Source organism: Pontibacter sp. LHS2, assembly GCF_058932845.1.
Window position 1 is genome coordinate 220097 of record NZ_JBZYWG010000004.1, and the last position, 13573, is coordinate 233669.

Consider the following 13573-nt stretch of genomic DNA (forward strand, 5'->3'; position numbering starts at 1 on the left):
AGGGTTAATTTGCGTATATTGCTCTACTAAGCTGCTCAAGCCATGCACTTTAGATGTGCTTGTAGCCATTAGTTGCCTGTTTTACCTGTGTGTATGCGTACTTTTACCTTAGCTCTCTTGTTCGCCCTTACCTTCACCCGTTTGGCATTCGCGCAAACGGCTGGTCAAGGTCGTAGCTGCAGCACGGACGCATACCTGGAGACTTTAAAGCGGGAGGACCCGGGCTTTGAGGAGCGAAGCCTAAAAACACGAAAGGCAGTGCAGCAACTCATGCGCCAGCGCCCTCTTGGTCAGGCCATGCAGCAAGCCACTATCACCATACCTGTGGTGTTTCATGTCGTGTACAAGACCGGTGGCGAAAATATCAGCGATGCGCAGGTGCTCTCTCAACTTGCCGTGCTCAATGAGGACTTCCGTCGCCTCAACGCTGACACAACCAATACCCCGGCTTACTTCCAACCTTTCGCAGCTGACACCCGCATTGAGTTTTGCCTCGCAATAGTAGATCCAAGCGGAAACCCAACTTCAGGCATCACCCGCACACAGACTACGAAAGAAAGCTTCAACTACTTTTCTGACCTGATCAAGTCTTCCGCTAATGGAGGCCTCGATGCCTGGGATACCAGACGGTATCTGAACATCTGGATAGGAAACCTGGGCACCAGCAGCATCGGTTATGCTTCGTCGCCTGACGTATCACCTGATCGCGACGGGGTGGTGCTGCACTATCGCACAGTAGGAGCGGCTCCGTTTAACAACAGTCTGTGGGCCTATAACCAGGGGCGAACCGCTACACATGAAGTAGGACATTGGCTGGGCCTAAAGCACATCTGGGGGAATGGGATGACCTGTAACGACTCCGATGACATTGACGACACACCCAACCAACTCACGCAGACTGATGGCTGTCCGAGTGGGATCGAGCTATCCTGTGACAATGGCCCCTACGGTAACATGTGGCAGAATTACATGGACTACTCCGATGACGCCTGCATGAGCCTGTTCACGAAGGGCCAGGCTGCCTACATGCAAGGCATACTCCTGTCAGCCCGTAGTTATATGTTTGAGTCCACGGCTTGTTCCGGTGAGTTACGCTCCCGTTTCAGCACCGCTGAGCCTCAGGACACGCTGTTGGCTCCCGGCGACCAGGTGCAGTTCCTGGGCTCATTCGCTGGTTTCAGACCTACACAGTGGCAGTGGAAATTTGAGGGCGGCACACCAGCTTCTTCTACAGCGCAGAACCCAACTGTGAAGTACGACCGACCGGGTAAGTATCGAGTTACCCTCACTGTTTCGAACGAAAACTCCAGCCATACGCTCACTAAGGAAGACTTCATCTATGTGACGTCAGACAATGTGAAAGTATACCCGAATCCGGCGAAAGACTATATTGTACTCGAGCAGGCAGCCCGTCAGCAGATTCAGGTAGTAGAACTCATGAATCGTCACGGACAGGTGATGCTGCGTGAACAGGTAGAAGACCGGGTGATCAGGCTGAATGTGCAACAACTGCCAGCCGGCATGTACCTCCTGCGTACGACCAGCACTAACGGCATCACTGTCACCAAAGTAAGTATTGTAAAGTAGCAGTCAGCTATACCTTAGTATCCTTCGCCCTGCAATGTAACGACAACCGTGCGCTTTGAGGCGTGGTTGCGGTGCTCGCACAGGTATACCCCCTGCCACGTACCCATATTAAGTTCCCCGTCAGCGATCGGCACTGTAACAGAACTCCCCAGCAAAGCAGCCTTGAGGTGCGCCGGCATATCGTCGGGGCCTTCCATGGTGTGGCGGTAGTAAGGAGCGTTTTCAGGCACCATGTGATTGAAGTGACTCTCAAAATCCTGCCGCACGGTGGGGTCGGCGTCTTCGTTAATGCAGAGGCTGGCAGAGGTATGCTTGATAAAGATGTGCGCCAGACCCACTTTATAATTCTCCAGCTCAGGCAACTGTGCCGTAAGCAGGTCGGTAATCAAATGAAACCCGCGTTTCACGGCTGGCAAGCGTATCTCTTTTTGAAACCACATGGATTTTTTATTTTTGAATGAGTGGATGAGTGATGGAGCGAATAGTGATCACTTTTTAGATGACTTTTTGAATGAGCCGATCGCTAAGATTCATACGCGAATATACTATCCAGGTAAGTTTAGATATCAAAAGCCCGCCTCTTCATTAATTGCTGCAGAACAAGTCAATTTACTCCGTCACCTATTCGCTTACTCAGAAATCTATAGCCTCCTCAATCAATAGTTCGCTCGAAAGCGCCAATGTCGGGTTTGGTTGCGCTGCGGTTTATACCTTTGAAGTCCTTGCCTATACCTGGCAAAGGCAGCGCAGCGCTGCTGGCAGGAGAGAGAGTGTCGAGGCTGAAATTTTGCTTGCGCACGTCTTTGAACTTAGGGTCGATGTTGAGCAGGTTGCCGTTTATGTTGAGCGTATTTTTGTAAGCTTCAGTGCGAAGGATGTTGTTGGATATATCAGCGGTTATATCGCCCTCTAACAGCACCTCGTTTGCATAGCTTGAGCCGTCGCTGGACACAATGCTGTTGACCAGTCGCAGCTGTGTCGGTTGGTTACGGATATCAGTGCCAGGTATAAAGTCGGCTATTACAAAGGCCGGTGTCTCGCGCTGCATCTGGTTCTGGTAGTTGACGATCGTAGAGTACAACACCTCATAATTACCACCGCCCAAGCCTCCAAAGCTGTACTGCCCGCAGTTATGGATCAGCGTATTCACCACCTTTACATCCGACGTGAAAGCCACGATGCCATCCAGAAAGGCATACTGTATGGCGCACCCTTCTACTAAGGTGCCATTTTTGCCGGGGTTGCCGATCCGCAGGCCGCGTATCGTGTTGCGGATGTCGGCATAGCGGATGGTGTTGTTCTGGCTACCTGTCAGGATGCGTATACCTTCCCATTGGCCAGGTGCATTGACATAGGCCGGCTCACGACGTATACCTGAAAAACTGACCCGCTCCTCTGGCGTGCCATCTACCTGTAGTGTTCCGTTGATCAGTAACACGGCTTTGTTTGTGGCAAATATGCGTGCCCCTTTTTCGATGGTCAAGATGGCTCCTTCACGCAATAGCACCGTGTCAAGCAGCACATGTGGTTTGCCTGCCGACCAAGTAGTGTTCCCGATTACCTCTTTCTGATGGAATACAGCATCCTGTCCGTAGGCCACGAGCTTTACGTTCTGTCGGTTTCCGTTTGTGTGAAACAGTATAGAATCTGCTACCAGGAAGGGCTGGTTCTGATCAGCCGGATTGATGTTCACACGCACCAGAATATAAAGGCTGTCCTGCCCGCGTAACTCCAGGTTGTTTGCAATCGGAGTTTGCTGCCCGTTGATAATCAGCTTGTAAGGTGAAGTGTTAGCCCCACCCAGACTAATACTGCTAATACGTACAGCCTTTTTTTGAGGGTTGTATACCTTGAATCGACGCGTCACGCTGCCCTGCGTCACAAACACTGTATCAAACAGCACGGTATCTGCCGAAAAGCGCAGCATCGCACCAGGGTCATTTGTTACGATCTCTTCCTTCGGTTCACAACCCACCATCGAGAGCAGGAACAGCAGAGGCAGTATGGCAAGCAGGTATTTCAAGGCGTTCCAGTTAAGCGGTTGTCTCTTTTAGGCAAGTATCAAAATAGGGTATTAACTTCTGTTTTACTTAAGCTTCACAGGTATACCGTGAAAGTAAATTAATGATACAGCTAGTAGCAAGATAGGTATAAAAATAAAAAAAGGAATGCAGCGCAGCTTTCGGCTGCACCACATTCCTAAATATATCTTATACAAACAGATTACTCTGCGGTAGCACCTTCTTTCAGACGCTCAGAGTTTTCTGCTATACGCAGCTCTTCCACGAAATCTTCGATACCGCCATCCATGACGCTAGGCAGGTTGTAAACGGTATACCCGATACGGTGATCCGTTACGCGACCCTGCGGGTAGTTGTAGGTACGGATCTTGTCAGAGCGATCACCGCTACCTACCATACTCTTACGCTGGGCACCTTCAGCCTCTAGCTTCTTGGCAAGTTCCTGCTCGTAAATACGCGACCGCAACACAGCAAGTGCTTTGTCAAAGTTCTTGAGCTGCGACTTCTGGTCCTGGCACTGCGCCACCAAACCAGTTGGTAAGTGCGTCAGACGAACGGCTGAGTAAGTCGTGTTTACGGACTGACCGCCCGGGCCTGAAGAACAGAACAGGTCCTTGCGGATGTCGTTCATATCAAGGTCAATATCAAATTCCTCTACTTCCGGCAGTACTACGACTGAGGCAACAGAGGTATGGATACGGCCCTGTGTTTCGGTAGCAGGTACACGCTGCACACGGTGTACGCCCGACTCAAATTTGAGCTTGCCATACACGTCCTCACCGGACATCCCCACGATAATTTCTTTGTAACCGCCCGACGTGCCTTCTGTGGCATCGATCAGTTCGGTGCGCCAGCCCATCTTCTCCGCGAAGCGGATATACATGCGGTACAGGTCACCGGCAAAGATAGACGCTTCGTCGCCACCGGCACCGGCACGGATCTCCATGATGATGTCCTTGCTGTCGTTCGGGTCTTTCGGTATCAGCAGTTCTTTCAGCAACTCTTCCATTTGCTCACGCTGTGGAAGTAGTTCATCCAGTTCCTCTTTTGCCATTTCACGGAAGTCCTCGTCCTTTTCCGTTGCGATCACCTGCTTGGCGCTGTCGATGTTGCTCAGGATGTTGAGGTACTTCTTATACTCTACTACTATTTTGTCAAGGTCCTTATATTCTTTATTCAGCGCTTTGAATTTCTTCATGTCGCTGGCCACATCAGGCTGGATAAGCAACTGGCTTACCTCTTCAAACCGGTGATTAATGGCTTCTAATTTATCTAACATTGCTCTGTTATGGTTTTAAGCTGCAAAGATACTAAATTGGCGCTGAAGTAATAAAACATAAGTGCGGGTTGCAGCTGTTATATTACTTATTTACCTACTACAAATTTGTTTCGAAAGATGTTCAATGTCCGTTCTTTGCTCGCTACTATAACCCTTGCCACAGTCTTTATAGTTTCAGGCTGCGACGTGAAAGTGAAACCAATAGAGGGTGGAAAGGAAATCGCCCAGGAACTCGAACGCCATAAAATCAAGCGGCTAACACAGCAGGACATCCTCAATGCCGCCCTGAAGCATGGGGACTCCATTGTAGTGGTGGCGCAGCGCCTTCATGAGCAGCGCCTGGCCGAGCACCTTGCACAAGGAGGAGTAGAGGCCGCTATACCTTATTGCCAGCCTGAGAACTATGAGGAGGTAGAGACTTTGCAAGATAAGTTTGGTGCCATCTCCCGTCGCTTCAGCGAACGGCCCCGCAACCCGCAAAACCAACCCAAGGGTGCGACTGCCCAAGTATTAGCCGGGTATAGCAGTGGACAGGAGCGGCAGTCAAAAGTTGAAGCACTGAATCAGAACGAGCTCCGCTATACCGCTCCGATCTATCTGCGGGATGAAAGCTGCCTCAACTGCCACGGCACCGTGGGGCAGGAAATAAGCGAAACCGATTATGCCCTCATCAAATCCAGGTACCCGCAGGACCAGGCCACCGGCTATAAGAAAGGTGATCTGATGGGCATGTGGGAACTCACTTTTGACAAGATGGACCTGGTTGCTTTCCTCAACGATCAACCTAAGAAAAGCCGCCGTCCACGCTAAACATTTCGCTACTGTTGCTGTTCTTGGCCCAAATGACCGTGCTAAGATGACAAACGTCACTGCATGTTTGGTCTGAAACTTTTAACTTTGCACCTAGTATGATTAGGCTATACCTGATCTGATGTTTAATCTTATAAAAAGAATAACATGGCTGTAATTGTAGCAACCGATAACGATTTCAATAACGTACTCAACTCAAACCAGAACGTGGTAGTGAAATACTATGCTGACTGGTGCGGCAGCTGCCGTCTGTTTTCGCCTAAATTCAAGCGCATGTCAGACGATGAGGCCTTTGCCAATGTCGCTTTCGTGGATGTGAATGCCGAGACAAGCCCAGAGGCACGCAAACTGGCTGGCGTAACCAATCTGCCTTTCTTTGCTGTATTCAAAAGCGGTAAACTGGTAGACACCGTGGCTGCCAGCAAGGAAGAGGCTGTACGTGATCTGATCAACAAACTGACTGTTTAAGAAATGAAGATACCCGCAATTAAGAAATTGGTAGAAACCGAGTCGCTGGAAAACCTGACGGCAGCCGAAGAGGCGCTGATGGAGGAACAGCCGCTTGCCATAGAGGTAGAAGGTGACGACGAAGGCGAACAGCTGACACACGTGATAGCCGCTGCCTGGATCCTGAATTATATGAATGACAATGGCGTCGACTTTAAGACGGCACTGCGTGAATACACAAAGAAGGTGCGCGTTTCTATCAGCTAAGCTTAGCATGATAACTCAATAAAAGCAGTAGGCCCCGAAGCGATATGTTTCGGGGCCTACTGCTTTTAGCGTATTGGTGCTGCTTACATCTTGTTCTTAGCGAAATACTCCTCTGCCAGCTTTCCGCCCTTATCAGTGCATATTCCGCGCACATAATAAAGATAGACGCTACGGAATACTTCGGACAAGTCGTATTTCTCTGGCGGGAATGACACAGGGTTGAGCATCATAAAGAATTGCTCAATGATGATCTTGGTCACCAGTTGCAGGTTAATGTCCTTGCGAAAAAAACCTTGCATGATTCCCCTGTTCAGAATTTCAGAGTTTACGTGCTGGTTGTTATCAACCGCATTCTGCATACTCAGCTGCCAGGCTCCCGGGTATTTTTGCATATCGGCAATGTAAATCGGATTTATATCGCGTATAGTCCGTATACCGTCCACCAGTAGGCACATAATCTCTTCAACAGGGTTGGCTGCCTTTGCCAGCATAGCCTGTTGCTTCCTGTTTTGCACTTCAATATCGTAGAGGGTTACCTGCTTTACCATATCGTCGCGGCCCGCAAACAACTCCTGAAAAGTTGACTGCCGGATATCAAGTTTCCTGATCAGATCTGCGTCCGAATTCGCCTCTATACCTTCTCGTTTGAAGATCTGGAGGAGCTCACCTAATATGGTTTCTAAAAATGTCATGAAATAAAGAAGGTCATCGAGCCCATGTATGGATACAAGTCTATACCCATTACGAAGTTAGAAGCTTGATGTATATTTTAAATTTGTTTTTTAAGCTTAGCTAAAAGCATGCAAATGTAACACTATACAATGCGCCTTGCAAGCTGCTTAGACATCGGGGAGCATAAGTTTTATAGTAAGGTCCAGATACTTATGAAGAACACAGCTTGCACCAGGTATACGTATGGCGCCAGGCGGTTCTGCTTATAGATCGGGGCTTTCTGAAAATATACCTGAAACAGAAAAGCTAGCCCGAGCCACCCAGCAAAGTTCGTCCACGGGATATGCCCTCCCTGCCAGTTCCAGAAGTCGAAAGCTACAGCCACCGGTTCCAGAAAAAAATCAAGCCCAACCATGAGCAGCGCAGCTACTACCGCTTTGATTAACCAATGCGTATCCATCATGTTAACCAAATGCCCCGTCGTGTAGACGAGCATCAGCCAGTTAAGCCCGATCAGCAGCGGCACATCTAGCAACTGGAAACCTAGAGCTTCGCCATAAGCATAATCCCCAAATAGCAGTCCAGTGTGCACGCCCAGGACCTCTGCAAAGTAACCAGCCAGCATGATCACCACCGCAAAAAGCAGAAATGCCATATTCCAGCGCTTGTGGAACGAGAAGAGTAAAAAGTTCGTGAGGAGCAGGTTCATGGGTGTGAGCCGCTGAAATTTCTCAGGCTCACCGCTAAAAAGAAGTCCCCAGAAACCCACGGCATGAAATATAGCCACCACTCCCAGCGCCACAGCAAATGCATAAGGTCTAAAGCGCTGAAGCAAAGGTATAGCCGGTTGGTATGGGTGTATGGTATCAGGCATGCTGCTTTGATTTATTAACTGATGTTACGACAGGCACTAGGTTCCCCACTATACGGGCAGAAAGCAGACAAAGAGGTATACCGCCGCCTGGGTGTACGCTGCCTCCGCAAAAGTAGAGTCCCTTTAGCTTAGAACTGAAATTTGGGTGCCGCATAAAGGCTGCCATGCGGTTGTTGGAGCTGCTGCCGTAGAGCGCCCCCGCAAATGAAGACGTCTGCTGCTCGATCAGCAGTGGGTCCAACACCTGTTCGCAGGCGATTGCCTCCCGCAGGTCGGTTTGGAGCATGCGGCTTAATTTATCGATCACAGCTTGGCGGGTAGTATTGATGAGCTGTTTCCAGTCCTGCCCCTGGTGATGCGGCACGTTTACCATCACAAACCAGTTCTCACCGCCGGCAGGAGCATCACTCTTTTCCATTTTGGAGGTGATATTCACATACACCGTCGGGTCGGGGCTGATGGTCTTATGCCGGAAGATGTGTTCGAACTCCTGCTTGTAGTCCTGACTGAAAAAGATGTTGTGCAGGTGAAGCTCCGGAAATTCGCGGGCTATACCCCAATAATAGATGAGCGCAGAGCTGGAGCGTGGCTGCTGCAGGGTCTGCTCTGGTGCAGGTTGGTCAGGCAGTAAGCGGCGGTAAGTCGGCACTATATCCATATTACTTACGACAATCTCGGCGCTATACCTACCCAAGGTGGTCTCTATACCTGTTGCGCTGCCGTTGTGCGTGATAATCCGCTCTGCACGTTCGTTATACCTGAATGCTACGCCCAGCTCCTCTGCCAGCTTTACCAGACTGGCTGCAATACTATAAATACCGCCTTTCGGGTAAAAAGCGCCAATGTTATGCTCCAAATGCGGAATGAGGTTGAGTGTGCCTGGAGCCTGGTAAGGATCGGAGCCATTGTAAGTGGCAAAGCGGTCGAGCAGCTGCACAAAGCGCGGGTCATCAAACAACCTGGCATTGGCATCGTGCATTGTCGTCGTCAGACCCAGATCCGATAGGCATCCCAGCGCTTTTAGCACATCGGCGCTCAGGTAGGTACTGGCTTTGTGAAGCGACTTGTGCAAAAACGTATTAGCCGTGCCCTTGTAAAGCCGGGCGCTCTTGGCCAGCACATCCTGTACATCCTGCGCCTTTACGCCCAGTTGCTGTTCCGCCTCACTAGCAAACGCCTCGGCATCGGCGTAGGCTCTCAAGCGGCTGCCATCAGGCCAGAAGTAATGCGTAATCGGGTCAAGGCGGGTATAGGTGAAGTAGTCAGAAGGGTTGCGGCCAGCCAGTGTGAAGAGCTCATCCACCAGGTGCGGTAATGTGAAAAGCGAAGGACCAGCATCGAAGCGATAGCCCTGCAGGTCGAACTGGTGCATCTTGCCACCAAAGGAAGCGTTGGCTTCAAACACCGTCACATCATAGCCTTTCACCGCCAGCCTGATGGCTGTGGCAATGCCCCCTATACCTGAACCAATGATGGCCGCTTTCGTCATACCCTAATTTAAGCAGATTATTTCTTTCCTGCACTTAACTGATTGACGGTGGCAAAAGTTTTGGGATTGTTGCTCAAACTCCGCTGAACACTTTCTTATAAATTGGCTTCCGCATACCAAAAGCCGCCAGCATCATAGGGTATAGCATGAGGTCCAGCATTTTATACCCCGTGCTGTAGTCTATGATGTCGTGGATGACAGCTCCATTGCCGTGCTTCGTAACCAGGTGCTTGTGACGCCAGCTGCGCAAAGGAGGGGGGACCTCCTGGCCTTCATCCACAAACCAAGCCGCTGCATCCGTCACCTCCTGCTCTGTGATCAGGCTAGTCCAGCGGAAAGACTTTATACCTGTCTGCAGTTCCACCTCCATTATATCGCCCGGTGCACTGCCATCAAACCGCAACAGCTTTAGTCGTGGGTAGGGCGGAGCCAGCTTCCGGAACAGCTGCTCATTAAAGGCCTTGAAAACACTCAGATAATCTTGCTGCACAATGGTTCTCAGGTGAAGGCGCATGTATACTTAGTTGTTAAACTGGTAATGATTAAATCTTTTGATGAAGTATACATCCGGCCTGCTGCTTTGCAATAGGCCCATATTATACCTACCAAAAATTATGGAATATGACACAAGCAAGCCTAAGGTATAATGATAACAGGGCTATACTTTAATTGTCTATACCTGCTTTCTTAACCATGTTTGAAGCCTAATGTTGCTGCACGCTATTAGTTATACTTACACAACCATAGTTTATCGATTATGGCGTACTGCGAGGTCCTAACAGGTATAGCCTCTCCTTTGTTATACCTGTTAATATAGCCGTACCTGCCCTTATACCTAAAAGCTACATCTATTAACCATACATAAACTATAAGGTTATACCTGCCTCGCGCCGTATCCACAAAAAAAGCCGCAGCACTCAACATGCTGCGGCTTTGGTATAATCATTCGCTATCGAACCACCGATTAGCCTTTAACTCAACAGATTGTCAATATCCTCTTTTGTCAGGCTCTTGATGATGTTCTCGTCGGTGCTGATCAGGTCAGTTACGAGTTGAATCTTACGGTTCTGCAGCGCCAGGATTTTTTCCTCAACGGTATCTTTGGTGATGAACTTGTAAGTAAACACCTTGTTTTGCTGCCCGATGCGGTGAGCCCGGTCCACAGCCTGCGCCTCCACAGCTGGGTTCCACCACGGATCCAGGATGAACACATAGTCAGCGGCTGTCAGGTTGAGACCTACACCACCGGCTTTCAGAGAAATCAGGAAAACCTGTATGCTGGTATCATTTTGGAAAAGCTCTACTTGCTGCTGACGGTTCTTGGTATTGCCGTCCAGGTAAGCATAGGTGATCTCTTTCTCGTTTAGAGCCTGTCGGATAATCTCCAAGTGCTTTACGAACTGACTGAATATAAGCACCTTGTGACCTTTTGCCACAATGCTCTTAGTCATGCGCATTACCTCTTTCAGCTTACCAGACTCGCCCTCATAACTTGGGTCGGTCATGGAAGGGTGGTTGGCTATCTGGCGGAGTTTCATCAGACCCTGTAAGAGCATGAATTGCGTGTTGCCCGGTCCGTTTTCTTCCAGACTGGTCAGGATCTTGTTACGATAGTAGGACTTGGTTTCTTCGTAGGCATGCTCCTGCTCTTCTGTCATCTTGCAGAAAGTAGTATGCTCGATCTTAGGCGGCAGTTCACGGGCCACCTGCGACTTGTGCCTGCGCAGTATAAACGGCTTGATCAACGCATGCAATCGGCGCGTCTTGTGTTCGTCTTTCTCCTTCTCGATCGGCTTCAGGAACTCGTTGCGGAAGAAATGCTGATTACCTAGCAAACCCGGATTGATAAACGACATCTGTGACCAAAGATCCATGGTGCTGTTCTCAACCGGCGTACCTGTCAGGATCAGGCGGTGACGCGATTTGAGCGAACGAACTGCTTTCGAGGTATTGGAATCAGGGTTTTTGATCGCCTGCGACTCGTCCAGTATGATGTAGTCAAAGTAATAAGTCTTGAGCAGCTCCGTATCCAGGCGCACAATGCCGTAGGAGGTCAGAACCAGGTCATAGTTTTTGAACTGCTCTACGTTCTTGTCACGGTAAGTTCCGGTATAAGTAAGGATGCGCAGTTCCGGAGTAAATTTCTGCGCCTCGTTCATCCAGTTATAAATGAGCGATGTCGGCATAACCAAGAGCGAAGCTGACTCGGCCCCGTTCTCCTTGCGGTGCTGCAGCATCGCCAGTGTCTGCACTGTCTTGCCCAGGCCCATGTCGTCAGCCAGACAGCCTCCAAACTTGAAGTCTTTTACAAAGTGCAGCCAGTTGTAACCTGCCTTCTGGTAAGGGCGCAACTCACCCAGGAAACCTGCCGGCAACGGCTTATCTTCAATGGTATCGAACTCGCGCAGCTTCTCCAGCTTGCGTGTCATGGTTACCTGGGCCAGGTTGCCATTCTGCAGGTCGTTTACCAGCGCCATATGATGCTTGCGCAGCGTAAGCTGGTGCTCTCCTTCCGAAAAGGCGAACAGCTCTATGTACTGCGTAAACCACTCCTCCGGTATAATGGCCACCTGCCCGTTTGGCAACAGGTATTCGTTGTTGCGAGTCAGTATGTGGTTTTTAAGCCTGATAAAAGGAATTTCGAACTCGCCGAAGCGCACGGTACCGTAGATATCGAACCAGTCGTTGTTTTCGGTTATACCTACATTCACAGAGATCTCACCTATGAAGTAGTTCTTGCCGCTTTTCTCAGACTGCTCTACCGTGAACCCGAGCTCCTCCAGCGCCTGCAGGTTATTATTGAGCCAGGAGAAAGCTGCGCTCTTGTCCAGCACAGCCTGCCCGTTCTTCACTTCCAGTTCACGCTTGGTCAGTTCTTTCACATACTGCTTTTCGTGCACAGCATCGCGTATCAGCTTATGGAAAATGTAGGAATCCTCTGTCTTCTCCATGCTCACACTGATGCGCTTGGCATCCTGGGCTTCTACCAGGTGGTCGCCATACCTGAACGAGAGGTTGAACAGGATTTTGTCGGCAGCTGCTGCCTTATCTGCTTTGCTGGCCTCGCTGCCTCCGTTACTCAGCAGCGCCGATACCTCAGCCGATTTGATCTCGGAGAAGTTCAGGTGCGGCTTTGGTCTGAATTCCTGCGGTTTGATCTCAAACCCGTTTGGTTTCACGTCAAAGGACTCTACCAGCGAGGTCACAAACTTACGGTAGTAGTTTTCCTCCACAGATCGCGGAATCAGAATAAACTTCTTATTTAGGAAGGGTTGAAGCTTCTTACCGTCAATCCCGTTCTCGAAACTGTATACCACACCATCCAGCATCAGCCAAGCTGGTTCGTAACAGATGAGAGCCGCATTGCGATATTGGAAATTAAGTCGCTCCCCTTTGTATTTAATGGTAGGGTAGTAGTGGGTGTTATCTTCGTTTCGGTGCAAGTGAAAGCGCACTGTTGCCTTGTCGGCCGCCACCTGAATCTCTTTCCAAGCAGGGTCACCGTCTTTGCCCATTATAAACGTGCGGCGGTCTTCGAGCATTTCCAGGATCTTACCCATACGCACCTGAATGTAGTGGCTGATCGCCTCCTGCGTGCTTTTATCGCCTTTCTCAGGGTCGTATACCTTCAAGAAGAAATCAATAGGGGAGAGTTTCTTTGGAGAGAACTTCTTCAATACTGCGTCCTGCTGGATTTGGTCGATCAGGGCAATCAGTTTAAAGTCTTTCGCGTCAAGGCGAGCGGAAAATTCGTCGGCGTTTTTGGCAGAAATATTCTGGTGCTGTAAAGTCAGCTGCCCCTTGCTATTAATCTGCACCACAAAAGATTCGAACAGGTATCCCAGGTATTCGTGTTCAAACAACGAATATATTACCTGAAACGGCTGTGTGGTGTATACTTTCATACAAGTACAATTTTAGGACTTCAAATTTACTCCCAAAACTCTTGATTTCCTATCGTACACTCTTGAAATTACCGCCGCTAATCAAACTATTTTTATATTTTCGGTAGATGATTACAAGCTGTAACACATTAAAGACTTTTAATCTCAATATATAGGCCTTGGCATATATTCCCTAACGCTTATAGCCCTTCGCCGATCCAAAGTTCACTCCTGATCACCTCA

12 protein-coding genes are annotated in these 13573 nt (G+C 49.5%); 4 read left to right on the plus strand and 8 right to left on the minus strand.

Annotated elements, in window-relative coordinates:
- Window positions 1-93 precede the first annotated feature (93 nt).
- Window positions 94-1587: a M43 family zinc metalloprotease gene (locus AC5FX6_RS18855; RefSeq protein WP_493598517.1), complete on the plus strand. Its 1494-nt coding sequence runs from the start codon at window positions 94-96 to the stop codon at window positions 1585-1587.
- Window positions 1588-1601: 14 nt separating this feature from the next.
- On the opposite strand, the gene AC5FX6_RS18860 is transcribed toward AC5FX6_RS18855, so the two are convergent.
- The 3 genes from AC5FX6_RS18860 to prfA all read right to left on the minus strand — a co-directional run bounded on the left by AC5FX6_RS18860 (window position 1602) and on the right by prfA (window position 4887).
- A complete protein-coding gene (locus AC5FX6_RS18860) occupies window positions 1602-2027 on the minus strand; it encodes a secondary thiamine-phosphate synthase enzyme YjbQ (RefSeq protein WP_493598518.1) in 426 nt (141 codons plus the stop codon).
- 212 nt (window positions 2028-2239) lie between these two features.
- The gene (locus tag AC5FX6_RS18865) at window positions 2240-3610 is read right to left on the minus strand and encodes a hypothetical protein (RefSeq protein WP_493598519.1); all 1371 of its coding nucleotides are present in this window, start codon (window positions 3608-3610) and stop codon (window positions 2240-2242) included.
- Between the two features lie 200 nt (window positions 3611-3810).
- Window positions 3811-4887 (minus strand): peptide chain release factor 1, encoded by a 1077-nt coding sequence (gene prfA, locus AC5FX6_RS18870; protein WP_493598520.1) that lies wholly within the window; start codon window positions 4885-4887, stop codon window positions 3811-3813.
- Window positions 4888-5079: 192 nt separating this feature from the next.
- On the opposite strand from prfA, the gene AC5FX6_RS18875 reads away from it, so the two are divergent.
- From AC5FX6_RS18875 to AC5FX6_RS18885, 3 genes are all read left to right on the plus strand, one after another.
- Window positions 5080-5697, plus strand: coding sequence for a Tll0287-like domain-containing protein (locus tag AC5FX6_RS18875; protein ID WP_493598521.1), 618 nt, complete (start codon window positions 5080-5082; stop codon window positions 5695-5697).
- A 147-nt stretch (window positions 5698-5844) separates the two neighbouring features.
- Window positions 5845-6165, plus strand: a complete 321-nt coding sequence (locus AC5FX6_RS18880) for a thioredoxin family protein (RefSeq protein ID WP_493598522.1) — start codon at window positions 5845-5847, stop codon at window positions 6163-6165.
- Between the two features lie 3 nt (window positions 6166-6168).
- The gene (locus AC5FX6_RS18885) at window positions 6169-6411 is read left to right on the plus strand and encodes a DUF6952 family protein (RefSeq protein WP_007659864.1); all 243 of its coding nucleotides are present in this window, start codon (window positions 6169-6171) and stop codon (window positions 6409-6411) included.
- A gap of 83 nt (window positions 6412-6494) precedes the next feature.
- Here AC5FX6_RS18885 and AC5FX6_RS18890 read toward each other — a convergent pair whose 3' ends face one another.
- The 5 genes from AC5FX6_RS18890 to AC5FX6_RS18910 form a co-directional block, all read right to left on the minus strand.
- On the minus strand, window positions 6495-7103 hold the full coding sequence (locus tag AC5FX6_RS18890; RefSeq protein WP_493598523.1) for a TetR/AcrR family transcriptional regulator: 609 nt from the start codon (window positions 7101-7103) through the stop codon (window positions 6495-6497).
- A 170-nt stretch (window positions 7104-7273) separates the two neighbouring features.
- Window positions 7274-7957: a carotenoid biosynthesis protein gene (locus AC5FX6_RS18895; protein ID WP_493598524.1), complete on the minus strand. Its 684-nt coding sequence runs from the start codon at window positions 7955-7957 to the stop codon at window positions 7274-7276.
- Window positions 7950-9446, minus strand: a complete 1497-nt coding sequence (gene crtD / locus AC5FX6_RS18900; RefSeq protein WP_493598525.1) for a 1-hydroxycarotenoid 3,4-desaturase CrtD — start codon at window positions 9444-9446, stop codon at window positions 7950-7952. Before crtD ends, AC5FX6_RS18895 begins: the two co-directional genes overlap by 8 nt.
- Before the next feature lie 73 nt (window positions 9447-9519).
- Entirely contained in the window at window positions 9520-9960 is a 441-nt protein-coding gene (locus tag AC5FX6_RS18905) for an SRPBCC family protein (RefSeq protein ID WP_493598526.1), read from the minus strand.
- A gap of 457 nt (window positions 9961-10417) precedes the next feature.
- Window positions 10418-13351: a DEAD/DEAH box helicase gene (locus AC5FX6_RS18910; protein ID WP_493598527.1), complete on the minus strand. Its 2934-nt coding sequence runs from the start codon at window positions 13349-13351 to the stop codon at window positions 10418-10420.
- Window positions 13352-13573 lie beyond the last annotated feature (222 nt).